The organism is Shinella sp. GW835-FHT14H05, from assembly GCF_058793575.1.
Map to the genome: position 1 here is coordinate 1470520 of NZ_JBXAFY010000001.1, position 17679 is coordinate 1488198.

Consider the following 17679-nt stretch of genomic DNA (forward strand, 5'->3'; position numbering starts at 1 on the left):
TAGTGAGCTTTGCTGACTTTGCAAGATCTCGAGGAAATGGTTCACGACGTCGCAGGCGGCGCCTTATAGACGGTGCTGCTCGCACTCTATGTCGATTCTGAAACCCAATACGACGCGTGGTAGGACGTGCGTTGACCGGGCACAACGCGAGCCTAAAAGGCCACGCTGAGATAACCCTTGATCGACGAGAAATGCGACGTGTCCGCGAACACGCCGCGATATCCGAGGCCTACTTTCGTTTTCGGGTCTAGAATGTAGTCTACATTCAGGTCCAAGCGTGCAGCATCGCGCGCTAGGGCTGCACCGACGACCTTGAAGGGCGTACCACCCGGGAACCGAACATCGGCCGTGCCTTGCACGTCGCCGTAAAGATGTTGCCAGCCGAGCAGGGCGCTTGCCGAGAACGTGGCGGCGTCGACCTCGAAATCGGTGGAGATGCGCGTACCGATGACGGTTACGCCGATATCGCTCGGCGAGGTTGTGCCGGAGAGCGCTGTGGAGCCACCGCTTTCCTTGAAGCTGCTCCCCTTTACACTCAGATAAGCACCTGAAACGAAGGGATTGAGATCAAACTCTCCGACCGTTGCCCTGTAACCGATTTCGCCAAAAACCTGCGCGGTCTTGGTGTCGTAGGAGGCGGTCAGCGTCTCGGCAAAATCTCCGAATGCCGGCGTGCGCCGGGTCGTCATGTCAGACCAGGTGTAGGACGCGCCGATGCTGGCGTCGAAGGACCCGAACGCGGTCGAACCATAGGTAACGATGTCGTAATGGGTGGCTTTGACGGAGGCATTCTGGCTTCCCACATCGCCGTCGCTGTGACCCAAGCCGGCGGCAAGGCCAAAACGGCCGAAATTGCCAATGCCTGCATCCAGGCCGTACAGCATGTTTGCCATCCCCCAGTCGAATGTTTCGGCGCCCCCGCCATCTGCCGCGCCCCAGCCGCCATTGGCTGATGACCAGAACGTTGCGCGATCATCGAGGCCGTCCGCTGCAAAGGCGACGCGAATACGTTGTGCGATCGCGTCCTGCGTCGCGTTGGCGTGGGTGACATGCAATGTATTGGCCGATGCGTGCGCCTCGCCCGAGAGCTGGCCGAGCGCATTGGCGAGCCGGTCTGCATCCGTCCCGTAAAGGCCTGTGAAAAGTGCGTTTGTACGCGGGCCGGGGTCGGGGCGGATTTCGTCCAGCGCCTTGCCGACGGCATCCACGTTGCGCGTGGTGCTGAGGCCGTGCGATGCCAGATCTCCATAGGCCTGCGGCGTCACGGCGAGCGACACGTCCGTGGTCTGGTAGAGAATATCGAGGCGGGTTCCCTTTGCCAGTTCGTCCGTGCCGGGCTGCGTGAAGGCGTCGAAGCTGCCGATGATCCCGACGCTCGAATGGATGATGTTGAAGCGTGCGCCCAGTGATGCCACGTAGGTGTTCGTCGCATCGCCCGAAATTCCGCGCAGGACCGGGTCGAGCCTGCCTGCAAGGCCGATCACGCCGGCGTCGCCCGTGGTGACGAGGCGGGAATAGTTGCCGGCGCCCGTTCCGTCGATGTCGAACCGGGACACGGCTGTTTCCTGCAGCGCCACGGGACCGTTCACCGTCAGCGTACCTGGCGAATCGCCGGGTGCCAGCAGGCCGGCAACGCTCAGCGGCGCATCGATCGTGCCCGTGCCGCGCAGCGTTCCATCGACACCCACGACAACCAGCGAACTCAACGTGCCGTTGACCGACAAAGTGCCGCCATGAACGAGCGTGCCGCCGAGGTAGGTGTTCTTGCCGGTCAGGGCAAGAATTCCGTCACCGGTTTTGGTAAGCGATCCCGCGCCGTCGATATCGTTTGCGAACGTGCCGTCATATCCCTTCGTATCGATGACAACGTCGGACACGAACCTGCCATAGCCCTTGACCGCTTTTCCTGCGTTGACCACGCCCCAGCCGAAGAGTTCCGGGTCGCCCATATAGGTCGCGGTCGTCAGCAGCGTCTGCTGCAGATCCTTCGCGCTGAAGAACGGAAAGGCCTCCTTGACCAGGGCGGCGATGCCGGAAACGACGGGTGTCGCCATCGACGTGCCATCTTCCAGCGCATAGTCGGGATCCAGTTCCCAGCCGGTGCCGAGGGGCATAGTCGAGTAAACATCCACACCGGGAGCGACAAGGCACCATTCGGCAGCGACGCCGCATCGGTTGCTGAAATCCGCAAGCTCGCCATCGGAATTGACGGCGCCGACGACGAGCCAGTTATCGCGCAGTTCTGGAATCCAGTATGGCATCCCGCCCAGCGCGTCCGGTGAGGACTGTCCTTCGTTGCCGGTCGCGAAGACCATCAGGATGTCCTTTTCGGCGGTGTATTTCATGGCCGCGATGGTGTCTGCGTAATTTCTTTCGAGTTCGCCGGGCTTGTAGTCCGTGACATTGCAAGGCGGCGTGTTCACCGCGGCGCAATCGTTGATGCCGAGACTGTTGTTGATGATCGATACGCCCTGGTCCGCCAGGAAGCGCCACGAACCGGCATAGACGGCGTCCTGGTTCCTGGTGTTCTGGTCTACGATTGCGGGTGTGATCTTCGCATCGAACGCCACGCCATGCATGCCGACGCCGTCCCTGTCGGCGGCGATGATGCCGGTGACATGCGTGCCATGGGTGTCGGTATCGAAATTCGCCTTGCCGGTGATTTTCTGGTTGTTGGTAAAGTCGTAGCCGTCCAGCACGCGGCCGTCGAATTCCTTATGCCGCGTGTCCAGGCCGCTATCGAGCACGCCGACATTGACGCCACGTCCGGTATAGCCGAGTGCATAGGCATCAGCGGCATTGACGGCGTCCAGCTGCCAGCCGTTCTTGTATTCCTGTGTTTCCCAGGCGCTCTGTGCAAAGGCGCCGTTCGTGATGAAGCCCAGCAGGCTGAACGGCAAGACACTGACCGCCGTTCGCCAGAACGCATAGGTTTTCATTATGTGCTTTCCCGAATCCCAGATCGTCAATGAATTCTCTGTATTTAGCCCAGCCCGACGCATTCGTGATGAGCGTACGATCTCATCTCTGGTATAGCTGTCTCATCTAGGCTTTAGGGTAGGGGATACGGGACTGCAAGATGACTGAAACGGACGAACCGTTGCTGCTCCGCCAGCATTTCGATTCATCTGAAGTGGATCCGCAGCAATCCTTTCCCGGATGGCAACAGGTGGTCGCTCCTGTGTTCGATGTCGCACCTGTGAACCCGGCGGCCAAGTTCGCGGCGAAGTACGACACCTATCACCTTGGCGACATTCTCATCGGCATTGGCAGTTTCGATGCGACCCTGTTCACGCGGGATCGCCAGAAGGCGCTGACTGATGGCGTCGATCATGCCCTGGTTCAGGTCTACACGGCGGGCGGCTACACCGGCCTGCTCGACGATCGTCCCATTACGGTGAGGCGTGGGGATCTCGTGACGCTCGACATGGCGCGCGAAACCCGCACGTCTTCGGTCGCGTCGGACAATATCACGGTCATGATCCCGCGCGACCTGCTCAAGGTGAGAGACATACCCCATGGGCACATGTCACAAGGCCCACGTGGCGCCATTCTCGGCGGACTGATGGCCGATCATCTTGTTTCCCTGCGCGACAGGTTGCCGAATATGCATCGCTCCATCGGTGCCGCGGTGGCCAACGCGACGCTGGCGCTCTACCACGCAGCCCTTGAGCCTATGGACGAAATGGGGGATCTGGCGCCGGTGCCCTTCAAAGACGCGCAGTTCCAGCGCGCGCGCCGCATCATCGAAAATCGCCTCGGCGATACAAAGCTGGGAGCCGAAACGCTCGCCTCCGACATGGCGCTGTCGCGCGCGACTTTGTATCGCCTTTTTGAACCCTATCAGGGCATCACCAGCTTCATCCTCGATCGCCGTCTGGCCTATGCCCGAAAGGCTTTGGGAGACGCCGAGGATACACGGCATATCGGCATCATCGCCGCCGCCTGCGGGTTTACTGACCCATCCCATTTCAGCCGCGTCTTCCGCCGCCGGTTTGGAATGACGCCTGCCGAATTCCGCAAACAGGGACGAACCGCGCCGTCGAGTTTCGACAGCGGATCGAGCTTCGATCTGCGGCCGTGGATCAGAAACCTATCCTGAAGGGGGTTCGCCCTCTCTTTCCTGGTGGCTTCAAACGGACTTTCCAACGCATTTCCCCGCCTGTAAAGGTCGACGCGATCGATCGGCTATAAGCCTTGTGACCTGCGAGGGAGTATTTGGTGAGCGAAGCATTCGCCTTCATGTTCGGCTTTTACGGCCTGCTGCTCGGCCTTGCCGTTGCCGAGGTCGCGTCCGGCTTCTCACGCGCCTATGACGAACGTCAAACCCGAGGAATGGGCATCGTCGCGCCCCTGTTCGGCATCCTTCTTCTTCTAGACTTGATCACGTTCTGGATGAATGCCTGGGCCTATCGTGAGCTGGCCGAGGTCAACTATATGTTGGCATATGTCGTCGCATTGGTCGCGTTGCTCTACTATTTCGCCGCCACCCAGGTTTTTCCGAAGGCGACGGAGAAGGACACGCTCGACAACCACATCATGGAGCACCGGCATGTCGTTGTCTTCTGCGTGCTGGCCAGCAACCTGATAACTCAGATCCCGAATGCGATTTCCGCATTCACCACGCCGTGGCCCCTATCGGACACCGCGATCTGGGCCAGCATGAACCTGATCTATTATGGGCTGCTCTGCACCGCCGCACTGGCGAAGAGCAAGAAGGTCGTGATCATCGTCGTTGCGTCCGCCATCCTGTTCGTCATCGGCGCAACAGCCATCTTCGCTTGATTGCCGACCAACTGTTCTACCGCATCGTGCTTTCACGCACCTGGAGTTCGAAGCCGAGGTCGATGATCGACGGGGAAACCGGGCGGTTCGCCAGGCGGTCGAGCACCATCTGCACGGAGCGCCGGCCGATCTCGTAGCGGGGCGTGCGCACGCTGGTCAGCGGCGGATAGGCGACGCGCATCATGTCGAGGTCGTTGAAGCCGCAGATGCCCATGCGGTGCGGCACGGCGATCGCCGCCCGCTGGCATTCGAACAGCACGCCCATCGCCAGGTCGTCATTGTTGCAGAAGACGGCGTCGAGGTCATGGGCGTTCGCCAGCGCATCCGCCAGCAACTGCCCGCCCAGGGATACGCTCGACGGGGTCAGCGTCGTGGTGACCAGCCTGGGGTCGAAGAGCTGTGCCTCCTCCAGCGCCCAGCGATAGCCGGCGAGGCGGCGCTGCGAGCGCGGGTCCATGCGGGCGCCGATGAAGCCGATGCGGCGATAGCCCGCTTCCAGCAGATGGTTGGTCGCCATCTTGCCGCCCTCGAAGTGGGAAAAGCCGATCAGCATGTCGACCGGATCCTCGCCATGTTCCATGATCTGCACGACCGGGCAGCCGGCGGTTTCGAGCAGTTTTCGCGTGGTCTGCGTCTGGTCGATGCCCGACACGATCAGCGCCGATGGCCGTTGGCTGAGGAACATGCGCACTAGGCGTTCCTCTTCCCGGGGGGAATAGTGGGTGTTGCCCATCTGGATCTGCAGGGGGCTTTCGCCGAGCTCGTCATAGATGCCGCGCACCGTGTCTGCGAAGACGATATTCGTCAGCGACGGCACGAGGACGCCGATCACGTCGGCGCGCGAGGAGGCGAGCGCGCGGGCATTGGGATCGGGCGCATAGCCGAGCTGGACGACCGCCGTGTCGATCTGGGCGCGCAGTTCGGCAGAGACGAGCGAGGGATCGCGCAGCGCGCGCGACACCGTGATCGCGGCGACGCCGGCGAGCTTGGCGACGTCGGCGATGGTCGGCCGGCCACTGCCGCGCCGGCTTGCCCTGCGGCCCCGGTCCTTGGAGATGATGTCGTCTGCCACGTCGGCTCCTGCCAGAGCACTCCCGGTGAAACAGGATTAGCAGAGTGCTCTATCTCTTTGTTTCTGCGCCATTCTGAACAAAAATACACTGCGCATTGACGGCTCTAACTTCGGAAACGCAAGGTCTCGACATCCGTGCTGCCGACATACCAGTTCCTGGCATCGACCTCATCGAAGACGATGGAGATCTCGCGCTCGGGAAGCCCGGTTGCCTCGGCAATCGCTGCCGCGACCTTGCTGCTGATCGCAGCTTTCTTGCCTGAAGGATCATCCGCGAGGGTCTCGCGCACGATGGTGATGCGCACAAATGGCATTGCGAGCCTCCCGCCTCAATAGAGTTTTGCACCGTTGACCATAAGCCGCACCGCATAGAGCGAACTGGTCGCGCAGATGTAGAGGATGTTGCGCTTGGGTCCGCCGAAGACGCAGTTGGCCGTGATCTCGGGAACCCGCACCTTGCCGATCAGCGTACCGTCGGGATCATAGCAATGGATGCCGTCACGGGCGCTGGTCCAGATCCGGCCTTCGTCATCCAGCCGGAAGCCGTCGAACAGGCCGACGGTGCAATCGGCAAAGACGCGCCCGCCCGAAATTTTACCTGCGGCATCGACATCGAAGACGCGCATATGCGCGGGGTTTTCCGGGCCGTGCGTACGGCCGGTATCGACGACATAGAGCTGTTTTTCGTCGAGCGAGAAGGCGAGGCCGTTCGGCCGCACCATGTCGGTGATGACCGCGGCGATCTCGCCGGTCGCCGGATCGACGCGGTAGACATGGCAGGCGCCGATCTCGCTCTCGGCCTTGTGTCCTTCATAGTCGGTCTCGATGCCGTAGGCGGGATCGGTGAACCAGATGGAGCCGTCCGAGCGCACGACCACGTCGTTGGGCGAGTTCAGCCGCTTGCCGTTCCAGCGTTCGGCGATCGTGGTGACGCTGCCATCGTGCTCCGTGCGGCTCACCCGCCGCCCGCCGTGCTCGCAGGTCAAAAGCCGACCCTGCCGGTCCGTGGTGTTGCCATTGGAGAAGTTCGACGGCTGGCGGAAGACGCTGACATGGCCGTCGGTCTCGTCATAGCGCAGCATGCGGTCGTTGGGGATGTCCGACCAGACGACGTAGCGCCCGGCGGCGAAGTAGGCCGGGCCTTCGGCCCAGCGGCATCCGGTGTGCAGCTGCTCCACCCGGGCGCTGTGATTGACCAGACGGGCGAAGCGCCGGTCCAGAATTTCGAAATCGTCAGACATGGTATTTCCCCCTCATGAATTTATGATAGCGCTATCATATGGGAAGTGAATAGCTTTTTTGCGTGTACGCTATTTGAATGCGAATATTCACTGATAATGGCCGATACGTCACGCTTTTCGACCCACAAAAATTCCTTTACAATTTATCATGGTAGCGCTAACCAAATGAAGGACAGCGGCGTTTTCGGGAGGAGAACCAGGACGCTTCGTCAAGGGTTGAGCCGGGCATCCAGCGTGCCGATGCCGGTGCTATTCGTGCTGTTTCCGCCTTCGGACCGACGGCCGAAAAAGGCGCGCGCCAAAAGGGAGGAAATGTCGATGGTGAAGTCACTCGCTGGCGGCATCGTTGCCGCTACTGCATTCCTGATGCTCGGATCTGCGGCCTATGCCGAGCCCGAGATCGTTACGGGACCGTCCGCCGAGCCGGAGTGTTTTGCACCCTGGTCCGCGGAGACCAAATTTCTCAAATTTCCGAAGAAGGATGGGCCTTATCGCATAGCCTTGGCGAACGGCTACATCGCCAACACCTGGCGCATCCAGATGGTGCAGACCGCCAAGGCCTATGCCGCGCAATCCGATGTCGCGGCCAAGCTGAAGGAGTTCAAGGTCGTCTCTACGGGTGAGGATGTGCCCGCCCAGATCTCGGCGATCAACAACTTCATCGATTCCGGCTATGACGCCATCGTCGTCAACGCCCAGAACCCGACCGCCTTCGCGCCTGTCATCAAGCGGGCGAAGGAAGCGGGCGTCGTGCTGGTCGCCTTCGACAATATCCTGGACACCGAGGACGCCATCAACGTCAATGTCGACCAGAAGGGTCTCGGCGAACTCTGGGGTGACTGGCTGGTCAAGCATCTTCCGGAAGGCGGCAAGGTGCTGGAGGTGCGCGGCGTCGCCGGCACGTCGGTCGATACCGACCGGCACGAGGGCATCCATGAAAAGCTCAAGGCATCGGGCAAGACCTTCGACGTCACCGAGGTCATGGGCAAGTGGGACGACGGCGTGGCCCAGAAGGTGACGGCGGATGCCATTGCGACCAGCGGCCCGTTCGATGGCATTACCGGCCAGGGCGGCGATACCGGCATCGTGCAGGCGATGATCGATGCCAAACATCCCTTCGTGCCTTTTGGCGGCGAAACGGAGAATGGTTTCCGCAAGTTCTGCGCCAAGTTTGCTGCCGAAGGGCTGAAATGCACTTCTGCGGGCTCCGGTCCGGCCCAGGTCGCGGTTGCGATCAAGACCGCGATCGCCGCACTTGAAGGCCAGGTCGTGCCGCAGGAGGTCAAGCTGCCGCTGGCCATCACATCCGACCCGGACTTCAAGGACGGCCAGGACTATTTCCCGGCGGAATCCGACAACTTCTTCGTCGGCAATGCCTTCCCCAGCTGCGGCATCAATTTCACCGCGCAGGAGATCATGGGGCAGAGCAAGGAAAACCAGTAGGCCTTGGCAAGATCGGGCATCGCGCAATCGCGCGATGCCCCCTTCGGCAAAACGGTTTTCGGGGAGAGTAATGGAAAGTGCCGCACCGCTCTTTCGCATGGAAGGCATATCGAAACGCTATGGCGGCGTCCGAGCGCTTGAAAAGGCCGACCTGTCGGTAAGGGCAGGGGCGATCCATGCCATCCTGGGCGAGAACGGCGCGGGAAAATCGACGCTGATCAAGATCATGGCGGGCGTGGTGGCGCCGGACGAGGGGCAGATGATGCTTGACGGCCGGGCGGTGGATTTCGCCTCGCCGGCAGCCGCGAATGATGCCGGCATCGTCTGCGTCTTCCAGGAGCTGTCGCTGATCCCCGAACTCAGCGTCGCCGACAATATCATCATCTCCAATCCGCCGACGCGGTTCGGCATGATCGACCGCAAGGCGCAGCGACGCCTGGCGGAAGAAGCGCTGGCGCGCGCGGGTGCTGCCGACATCCATCCGCTCGCGCTGGTCAAGGACCTGCCGCTGTCGCGCCGGCAGATGGTGGAGATCGCCAAGGCGCTGGCGCGCAAGCCGCGCATCCTCATCCTAGACGAGGCGACCTCGGCGCTGACGGCGGCCGACGTGTCGAAGGTCTTCGCGGTGCTGAAGCGCCTGCGCGCGGAAGGGCTGGCGCTGCTCTATATCTCGCACCGCATGAACGAGATCGCCGAACTGGCCGACGACTGCACGGTGTTTCGCAACGGCAGCAAGGTCGCGAGCTATCCGGCAGGCTCCAAGAGCGACGAGGAGGTCATCGAGATGATGATCGGCCGCGAATATCACAGCGTCTATCCACCAAAGCCGGAGCGTCCCACGCAGGCGGTGCCGGTTCTGGAAGCGCGCAATCTTTCCTGGACGGACCGTCTCCAGGACATTTCCTTTTCCCTGCACGCCGGCGAAATCCTCGGCCTCGGCGGGCTGGACGGGCAGGGGCAGCGCGACCTGCTGCTGGCGCTGTTCGGCGTGCTGCGCGGGCTGCGCGGCACGGTGCATGTGGACGGCGAGCCCGTCGGCATCGGCAGCCCGGCGCAGGCCCGCGCACAGGGCATCGGCATGGCGCTTATCCCCGAGGACCGCAAGACCGAGGGGCTGATGCTGCCGATGACGGTGCGCGACAACCTCTCCTTCGCCTCCCTCGACCGTTTGACCCGCGGCGGCATCATCGACAGCGCGAAGGAGCAGGATTTCATCGATCGCATGATGACGCTGCTCGCCATCAAGGCCGGCAGCATCGATGCGCCGGTCGGCGCGCTTTCCGGCGGCAACCAGCAGAAGGTCGTCATCGCGAAATGGCTGATGCGCCAGCCGCGCATCATCCTGCTCAACGATCCGACGCGCGGCATCGATGTGGGGACCAAGCAGGAGATCTACCAGCTCCTGCGCCGGCTGGCGGACGAGGGCGCGGCGATCCTGTTCTATTCGACCGACTATGCCGAACTCATCGGCTGCTGCGACCGGGTCCTCGTCCTCTATGACGGGGCGGTGAAACGGGAGCTGGTGGGGACGGAAATAACCGAACATGCCCTGATCGCCAGCGCGCTCAACATCCGCTCCGTCGAGAGCATGCACGAGGGAGCCGCTTCATGAAGGACTGGCAATACCGGCTCGCCGAGCAACGCGGCGCGCTGACGGCGCTCACGATTTTCGTGGTGATGTTCGTGATCTATACGGCGAACCACCCGGCGGGTTTTACGGCCAATGTCGTCCAGACCGCGGCCAACAAGGGCGTGCTTCTCGCCTTCATCGCCATGGCGCAGACGCTGGTGGTCATCACCGCCGGCATCGACCTGTCGATCGGCATGATCTTCCTGCTCACCAATTGCCTGGCATCCTGGCTGGTGGTCGGCACGCCGCTGGAGACGGCCTTCGGCGTGGTCGTCGTGCTGGCCGTCGGCGCGCTTTGCGGGGCGATCAACGGCGCCATCGTCATCTACGGCCGGCTCCAGCCCATCGTGGCGACGATCGCGACGGGCGCCGTCTATTTCGGCATTGCGCTGCTGCTGCGGCCGTTCCCCGGCGGGTCCGTCAACGAAGACCTCGCAGACGCCCTGACGGGGCGGATTTTCGGCAGCGTTCCGGCAAGCCTCGTCGCGCTTGCGGCGGTGGTCATGCTGGTGTGGGTGCCGTTCAGCCGGTCGATCTATGGCCGCGCCGCCTATGCCGCCGGCTCTTCCGAAACCGCGGCCTACATGTCCGGCATGCCGATCCGGCGCGGCAAGTTCCTCGCCTATACGCTTGCGGGCTTCGTGGCCGCCATCGGCGGGCTGTTCCTCACCTTCTTCACCTATACCGGCGACGCGGCCTATGCGAGCGGCAACGCCTATACGCTGTTTTCGATTGCGGCCGTGGTGCTGGGCGGCGTGTCGCTGTTCGGCGGCAAGGGCAGCGCGATCGGCGCGGTCTTCGGCGCGCTGGCGTTCCGCACGATCGGCGACCTGCTGTTCGTGTTCGATCTCGATCCACTCTGGCAGCCGCTGTTCCAGGGCCTCATCCTGCTTGCGGCCGTCAGCCTCGGGGCTTTCGCGCTGTTTAGGGTGCGCAATCGGTTGGAGTGGTTCCTGTGAGCGAGACGGCAATGACGCGTGCAACGGGGCGCAAGCCGGGCTTCATCCACCGCTTCGATCCGGCGGTCCTGACGGCCTTTGGCTGCATCATCCTGCTTCTTGTGCTGGGCAGCCTCTATTCCCGCAACTTCCTGTCGCCGGATTATCTCCTGCAGCAGTTGAAGGTGGCGTCCTTCCTCGGCGTCATCGCCACGGGCATGATGCTCGTCATCCTGCTCGGGCAGATCGACCTTTCCGTGCCCTGGGCCGTGGCGACGGGCGCGATGATGGCCTGCGCGGCTGCCGCCTACGGTCCCTTCGGCGTGGCGCTCGCCATCCCGTTCGGCATTCTCTGCGGCGTCGCCATCGGCGTCGTCAACGGCATCGGGGTCGCCTATCTGCGCATCCCGTCGATGATCGTGACGCTCGCCACCAATGCCGTCGCGCAGGGCGTGATGGTGGTCTATACCGGCGGCTTCTCGCCGCAGGATTCCGCCACGGCGGCCATGCGCTATCTCGCCACCGGCGGGCTCGTCCCCGGCATCCCGAACGTCGTCTTCATCTGGGCGCTGATCGGCGGGGCCATGGTCTTCGTGCTCGGCCGCACCGGTTTTGGCCGCGCCGTCTACGGCATCGGCAACCGCGAGCGCGCGGCCTATCTCTCCGGCATCAACACCCGGCGCATCGTCATGATCGCCTTCGCCGTTTCGGGCGGCCTTTCGGCCTTCGGCGGCGTGCTGCTCGCCGGCTATGCCTCCAAAGCCGCGCAATCCATGGGCGACGCCTATCTGCTGCCGGCCATTGCCGCGGTTGTCTTGGGCGGAACCTCGATCCTCGGCGGCCGAGGCACCTATCTCGGCACCGTCGCCGGCGTCATCCTCATCACGCTGCTGCAATCGATCCTCTCCGTCATGCAGATGCCGGAGGCGGGGCGCCAGATCATCTACGGCCTGGTGATCGTCCTGATGCTGCTGCTCTACGGCCGTGCGCCGGCGAGCCGCTGAGCTGCTTTGCACCCTGTTCCTATCCGACTGCGTTGGTTATACAGAGATATAACGACGACGGCAGACTTCACTTGCGGCCGTCCGATGCAGGAGGCCAGCATGGCGAATGCCATCCTCAGGAGAACGGTCGAGATCGTGCGTGCCAGCCTCGGTCCCGCGCTCGACGACATTACCATCGACCGTGTCGCCATCGGGCTGTTCTTCACCGGCGTGAAGCTGTCGACGGGGCATGCGGGGGCCTGTGCCACGCCGGTCAAGGACATGCCGGAGGCCGTCTGTTGCCCCAGTTCCGCGATGGCGATGCCGTTTCCCGGCAAGCTGCGCGGCCGTCGCGCCGCAGACCTCCTCGACGAGGCCGTCGAACAGGTCGGTATAAGGCGCAGCGTCGGCATCGCCACGCTCAATGCGCTGGCGCAGATCGTCAATGAGAACCGCACGCCGCAGGGTTTTGAGATCGTTGAGGGACTGGACGCTTTTGCGGGCGCGGAAGTAGCAGCGGACGAAGCCGTTGTCGTGGTCGGCGCCTTCGTGCCGTTCCTGCGCGAGCTGCGGAAGATCGGCGCCCGGCACTGGGTGCTGGAGAAAGACCCTTCCACCCTCAAGCCACACGAAATGCCCTATTTCAAGGAGGCTGAACGGGCGCCGGAAGTGGTTCCCGAGGCGGACGTGCTGATCATCACCGGCACGACGCTGGCGAACGACACGCTGGGTTCACTGATAGCCTTGGCGAAGCCATCGGCCCGCATCGTCGTCGTCGGCCCGACCGTCACGATGATCCCCGACGCCTTCTTCGAGCGCGGCTGCCACATTCTCGGCGGCATCAAGGTCACCGATCCCGACGCCTTTCTCGCCGTCATCGCAGAGGGCGGCTCGGGTTATCATTTCTTCGGCAAATCGGCGGTCAAGATCACGCTGCGCAGGCCGACCCATCGCCTCGATCAAATGCCCGGAGGGGCCCTTCAAACCGAACCGATTTGAAGGGCCGATTCCAACAGCCGGCGCAAGACCGGCCCGAGCCAAGGTTAGCCGGCTTTGGGGATGGCGCCGTAGGCGAGCTTGCCCTTGTGGAAGACGGCATTCCGGTTGGGCAGGCGCGCGACCGCCTCGGCCGAGCAGCTGGCGGGCACGAGGTTGAAGCTCGCGTCGTCGCCGGTCTGCGGCCACACCTGCTCGCCCTTGTCGTTGAGCGGCGTGACGAAGCCGGTCGCATAGCCCAGCGTGCGGTTGATCTCATATTCGATGCTGGAATAATCGATCCGGGCGATTTCGTTCGCCTTCTGCAACATGTCGCAATTGCCGAAGGAATCCCACCAGTCGATCACGCTGTCGGTGCCGCAGATGACGTCGACGCCGGCCTCGTGCAGGTCGCGGATCGGCATGGCGTAGCGGCCGAGCGGAACCGCGGTGGCGAAGGTGACACCCAGGGCCTTCATGCGGGCGGCGAAATCCTTTAGTTCCGGCTTGGAGAACTCGGCCAGCGAATAGGCATGGCTGAACGTCACGTTGCCCTGCAACTGCTTGTTCTCCTCCATGTGATCCATGATGCGGTTGAACGTGGGAATGGCGGTGTCGCGCGGATCGTGCACATGGATGTCGATGCCGACGTTGAAATCGATCGCGAGCTGAACCGTCGTGTCGACCGACTTTTCCATGTCGTTGTCGAAGGAGGCGGGATCGACGCCGCCGACATAGCTGACGCCACCCGATTGCAGCGCCTCGCGCATCAGGCCGACGCTGTCGGAAACCAGGAGGCCATGCTGCGGGAAGATAGCGATCTCCGAGGCGAGCGTATCCTTGAACCGCGCAAGCGAGGTCTTGAGATGCTCAAGGTTCGCCAGCTTGCTGACCGGATCGACGTTGCAATGGGTGCGGCATATCGTGGTGCCGCGCGAATGCATCAGGCGGATGATCGCGGCCGTGCGCTCCTCGGCCGTCGGCAGGAGTTTTAGCAGTAGCTCACGCTCCTGCGCGACACGATCCACCCGAAAGTTCTGCGTCGGGATCGTCGCCTCCCATGGGCCACCGTAAAAGGTTTTGTCGATATGGGTGTGCATGTCGCGGAAGGTCGGCAGCATCAGCTGGCCCTGCGCGTCATAAGCCGCGGCACCCGGCGGAACCGCCGCCTTCGCGTCGAGAATCCCGGCAATCTTGCCGCCGGTGATGTGCAGCGTCTTCAGCTCAGTGCTGGTATGCGTGATGACCGCCGCATCGAGCCACGGCTTCCTTTCTTCAACGAAGCCGGTCTCAAGACGCACGTTGAGCAGATAATAGGCGTCCGGCAGCGTCGCCACGTCGATGACCGGGGTCGTAACGACGCTGACATCAATCGCCGACACCGTTTCCGCGGCACCGGCGCTTCCCGCCAGACCAACCCCCAGCGCCAGACTTCCCGCACCAACGCCTCCCATGAAGCCGCGTCGCGACAGTCCGAATTGTGAACGATCCATTTTATCCCCCTCCATGAGATGCGCCATATTGTACGCAATAATATCAACATATCGTATTCAATTTTTGAAAACGTCAAGCGTTTTTGTGCGTTATAAAAAAGCTGATTCTGGCAAACTCAAGCGTTTCTTCCAAGAAAGTCATCGCCCATTCGACGTCGAAAGCGCTTGCATCGCGTTGTTTGGCGAAGCAGCGATTACAGTCGCAACGCAAGCCGTAAGGCATCAACGCCTTCCATGATGGCAGCGTGCTTTGTGATAAATTTTTGTAAGCAAAATTTCTTGACATTGCATACAAACGTCGTAGCCTGAAATTCCCGGAGGATGGAAAATCCTTCTGGACGAGCCGAATTCCCAACATAACTAGAAGCCAGCGAGAACGCCGATGGATGTCGATATCAGAGCCGACCGTCACCTCACTCCACGCACGACCCTCGTGTTATCCCGGTCCGAAATCGAAGGATTGGTGACCATGGCCGAGGTGATCGAAGTGGTGGAAGCCGCGCATGCCGATATGTCCAACGGCACGGCCGCGCAGCCCGCGGCGACCGCGATGAAGCTTCCTTCCGGCACGGGCGCCTTCCTGGCCATGCCCGCGCTTGCCGACCGGCAGGGTCTCGCCGTCGTCAAGCTGCTGGCCGATATTCCCGACAATACGGCGCGCAGCCTGCCGATGCAGCGTTCCGTGGCGCTGCTGGTGTCGCAGGAGACAGGCGCACCGGTGGCGATCTTTCACGGCCAGATCCCGACCCGTATCCGGACGGCGGCGGCGAGTGCCGTCGCCACGCGGCATCTGTCGCGCCGCGATAGCCGCGTGCTCGGCCTGATCGGTGCAGGCGCCCTTGCTGTCGAGCATGTGCGCGCCATCTGTCAGGTCCGCGCCATCGAGCGCGTGGTGGTGTGGTCGCGATCGGCGGCCACCGTTGCCGGTTTCATCGAACGGGTCGGCAAGGATTTCCCCAATCTCGTGCTGGAGGCCGCCGCGTCGCCGCAGGAGGTGTTTGCGCAGTCCGATATTGTCTGCACGCTGACACCATCGCGCGAGGCCCATGTGGAGGGGGCCTGGTTCAAGCCGGGCCAGCACATCAACGCGGTCGGCGCGCCGCCGCGGCCGGACCATCGCGAGATCGATTCCGCCGGCATGGCGCGGGCGCGGGTCTTCCTCGACAGCCTGCCCATGGCGATGCACGATTCGGGCGACCTGCTGATGGCGATCGCCGAGGGCGCGATCACCAAGGAACAGGCGTCCACCGAGATCGGTGACGTCATCACAGGCGCTGCTTCGGGCCGAACCTCGGCTGAGGAGATCACCCTGTTCAACTCTGTCGGCCTCGCCGTCCAGGACCTGGCGATCGGCGCGCTTCTTATCGCAAGGGCGCGCGAAAAAGGCGTCGGCATGGAAATAGACCTCGCCGGCTGAGGCCCGGAGGCGACACTAAAAATCGGCATTGGCCTGCGCTCTGGGGGGAGCACCGGCCGTATTCACCGCGCGAACGGGTTTGCGTGGCCATGTCCGCATGGCTGCCGGATTCCTGCGCATATGGGGAGGAGAGAAATGGATAGAAACTTCATTTGGCGCAAGGGAGACTGGGGCGGCTACTTCGGCCTTCTTGCCAACAACCTGACCAATCTTCTGACAATGATCGCGCTTCTGGTCTTCGTCGTCGGTTTTCCCAAGGACATGGTCTACGGAAGGATCGCGCCGGCCTTCGGCCTGGCAATTCTCGCCGCCAGCCTCTGGTACACCTATTTCGCCTATCGGCTGGTGAAGTCGACCGGACGCACGGATGTCACGGCGCTGCCTTCGGGGCCGAGTTCGCCGTCGATCTTCACGGTGACGTTCCTCGTCATCCTGCCGGTCTACCTGCAGACCAAGGACGCTGAATTCGCCCTGCAGATTGCCCTGGTCTGGTGCGTCGTCGAGGCGATGATCCTCGCCGGCGGGTCCTTCTTCGGCGAAAAGATCCGGCAGATCATTCCCCGCACCGTGCTGCTGTCGTGCCTTGCGGGGCTGGGCCTGCTGTTGCTGGCGATGAACCCGATGCTGCAATCCTTCGAGACGCCGACCATCGCTTTCGTCGTCCTCGTGCTGATCTTCCTCAACTGGTTCGGCAAGAAGCCGCTCCTGCCGAAGGTGCCGACCGGCTTCCTGCTGCTTGCAACCGGCACGGTGCTGGCCTGGGCCTTCGGGCTGCAAAACCCGGCGGCGGTGGCGGAATCGCTCGGCACCTTCGGCTTCAACCCGCCGACGCTGCATGTCGGCAGCTTCCTCCAGGGCCTGCCACATGCGCTGCCCTATCTTGCCTCGGCCGTGCCGCTGGGCCTCGCCAACTATGTGTTCGACCTTGAGAACATCGAGAGCGCGCATGCCGCCGGCGATCCTTATCCGACCCGCCAGGTCATGCTGGCGAACGGCCTGTCCTCGACGATCGGCGCCATGTTCGGCAATCCGTTCCCGGTGACGGTCTATATCGGCCATGCCGGCTGGAAATCCATCGGCGCCAGCACCGGTTATACGCTGTTCACCGGCATCAGCATGTTCCTGATCACGCTGTTCGGGCTTGGCGCCTTCCTGCTGGCGGTCATCCCGATGGTCGCGGTGCTGCCGATCCTCGTCTATATCGGCGTGGTGACCTGCAACCAGGTGGTTCGCGAATCGCCCAAGAACGAAGTGCCGGTGATCTTCATCACCATGTTCCCGTGGATCGCGAACTGGGCGTTGACACTTCTGAACAACACGCTGTCGGCGGCCGGCAGCAATGCCAAGACGGTCGGCGTTGAGGCGCTTGCGCACAAAGGCGTCTATTATCAGGGGCTTTCGAACCTCGGCAATGGCGCGCCGCTCAGCAGCATGACCTGGGGCTGCATCGCGATCTTCGCCATCACCGACCGCCCGATGGCCGGCGTGCTTGCGGCCCTGGTCGGCGCCGTGCTGACCTTCCTGGGCGTGATCCATGCCCCGACGGTCGGCATCGCGCAGGCCCAGGCCATGCCGCTGGTCTACGGCTACTGCATGATCGCCGGCATCTTCGCGCTCAAGCAATATCTCAACCAGCGCGACGAGAGCGTGGCAACGGTGGCCAAGCCTGCCGGCGAATGACCTGACATAACCGGCGCCCCGA

Annotated in this window: 14 protein-coding genes; 9 read left to right on the forward strand and 5 right to left on the reverse strand. The window is 62.7% G+C overall.

Translation table 11 applies throughout. From position 1 onward, the window contains the following. Positions 1–152 precede the first annotated feature (152 nt). Positions 153–2939, reverse strand: coding sequence for a S8 family serine peptidase (locus tag AC1Q6Z_RS07180; protein ID WP_492647195.1), 2787 nt, complete (start codon positions 2937–2939; stop codon positions 153–155). Positions 2940–3079: 140 nt separating this feature from the next. Here AC1Q6Z_RS07180 and AC1Q6Z_RS07185 point away from each other — a divergent pair, with 140 nt between their 5' ends. Together AC1Q6Z_RS07185 and AC1Q6Z_RS07190 are read left to right on the forward strand one after the other, a co-directional pair. Further along, on the forward strand, positions 3080–4102 hold the full coding sequence (locus AC1Q6Z_RS07185) for a helix-turn-helix domain-containing protein (RefSeq protein WP_492647196.1): 1023 nt from the start codon (positions 3080–3082) through the stop codon (positions 4100–4102). A gap of 119 nt (positions 4103–4221) precedes the next feature. Further along, positions 4222–4785: a hypothetical protein gene (locus AC1Q6Z_RS07190; RefSeq protein ID WP_435267186.1), complete on the forward strand. Its 564-nt coding sequence runs from the start codon at positions 4222–4224 to the stop codon at positions 4783–4785. Positions 4786–4801: 16 nt separating this feature from the next. Here AC1Q6Z_RS07190 and gntR read toward each other — a convergent pair whose 3' ends face one another. The 3 genes from gntR to AC1Q6Z_RS07205 all read right to left on the reverse strand — a co-directional run bounded on the left by gntR (position 4802) and on the right by AC1Q6Z_RS07205 (position 7098). Next, positions 4802–5857, reverse strand: a complete 1056-nt coding sequence (gene gntR / locus AC1Q6Z_RS07195; RefSeq protein WP_492647197.1) for an HTH-type transcriptional regulator GntR — start codon at positions 5855–5857, stop codon at positions 4802–4804. 104 nt (positions 5858–5961) lie between these two features. Beyond that, complete coding sequence (locus tag AC1Q6Z_RS07200; protein ID WP_439616735.1) at positions 5962–6171, reverse strand: tautomerase family protein; 210 nt, start codon at positions 6169–6171, stop codon at positions 5962–5964. A gap of 15 nt (positions 6172–6186) precedes the next feature. Next, on the reverse strand, positions 6187–7098 hold the full coding sequence (locus tag AC1Q6Z_RS07205; protein ID WP_492647198.1) for an SMP-30/gluconolactonase/LRE family protein: 912 nt from the start codon (positions 7096–7098) through the stop codon (positions 6187–6189). A gap of 318 nt (positions 7099–7416) precedes the next feature. Between AC1Q6Z_RS07205 and AC1Q6Z_RS07210 the strand changes: the two genes are divergently transcribed. From AC1Q6Z_RS07210 to AC1Q6Z_RS07230, 5 genes are all read left to right on the forward strand, one after another. After that, positions 7417–8541 carry a sugar ABC transporter substrate-binding protein gene (locus AC1Q6Z_RS07210; protein ID WP_256115957.1) on the forward strand — a complete coding sequence of 375 codons (1125 nt, stop codon included), beginning with the start codon at positions 7417–7419 and terminating at the stop codon, positions 8539–8541. 70 nt (positions 8542–8611) lie between these two features. Beyond that, positions 8612–10153 carry a sugar ABC transporter ATP-binding protein gene (locus AC1Q6Z_RS07215; protein ID WP_492647199.1) on the forward strand — a complete coding sequence of 514 codons (1542 nt, stop codon included), beginning with the start codon at positions 8612–8614 and terminating at the stop codon, positions 10151–10153. Next, positions 10150–11130 carry an ABC transporter permease gene (locus AC1Q6Z_RS07220; protein ID WP_492647200.1) on the forward strand — a complete coding sequence of 327 codons (981 nt, stop codon included), beginning with the start codon at positions 10150–10152 and terminating at the stop codon, positions 11128–11130. The genes AC1Q6Z_RS07215 and AC1Q6Z_RS07220 overlap by 4 nt, the downstream gene beginning before the upstream one ends. Before the next feature lie 11 nt (positions 11131–11141). After that, positions 11142–12113: an ABC transporter permease gene (locus AC1Q6Z_RS07225; protein WP_439628444.1), complete on the forward strand. Its 972-nt coding sequence runs from the start codon at positions 11142–11144 to the stop codon at positions 12111–12113. Positions 12114–12212: 99 nt separating this feature from the next. Then, positions 12213–13091 carry a Rossmann-like domain-containing protein gene (locus AC1Q6Z_RS07230; RefSeq protein WP_492647201.1) on the forward strand — a complete coding sequence of 293 codons (879 nt, stop codon included), beginning with the start codon at positions 12213–12215 and terminating at the stop codon, positions 13089–13091. A 44-nt stretch (positions 13092–13135) separates the two neighbouring features. Here the strand turns inward: AC1Q6Z_RS07230 and AC1Q6Z_RS07235 are convergent, their stop codons facing one another. Further along, on the reverse strand, positions 13136–14560 hold the full coding sequence (locus tag AC1Q6Z_RS07235) for an amidohydrolase (RefSeq protein ID WP_492647202.1): 1425 nt from the start codon (positions 14558–14560) through the stop codon (positions 13136–13138). A 382-nt stretch (positions 14561–14942) separates the two neighbouring features. On the opposite strand from AC1Q6Z_RS07235, the gene AC1Q6Z_RS07240 reads away from it, so the two are divergent. Further along, on the forward strand, positions 14943–15977 hold the full coding sequence (locus AC1Q6Z_RS07240; RefSeq protein ID WP_492647203.1) for an ornithine cyclodeaminase family protein: 1035 nt from the start codon (positions 14943–14945) through the stop codon (positions 15975–15977). A 135-nt stretch (positions 15978–16112) separates the two neighbouring features. Next, a complete protein-coding gene (locus AC1Q6Z_RS07245) occupies positions 16113–17657 on the forward strand; it encodes a SulP family inorganic anion transporter (RefSeq protein ID WP_492647204.1) in 1545 nt (514 codons plus the stop codon). Positions 17658–17679: the final 22 nt, after the last annotated feature.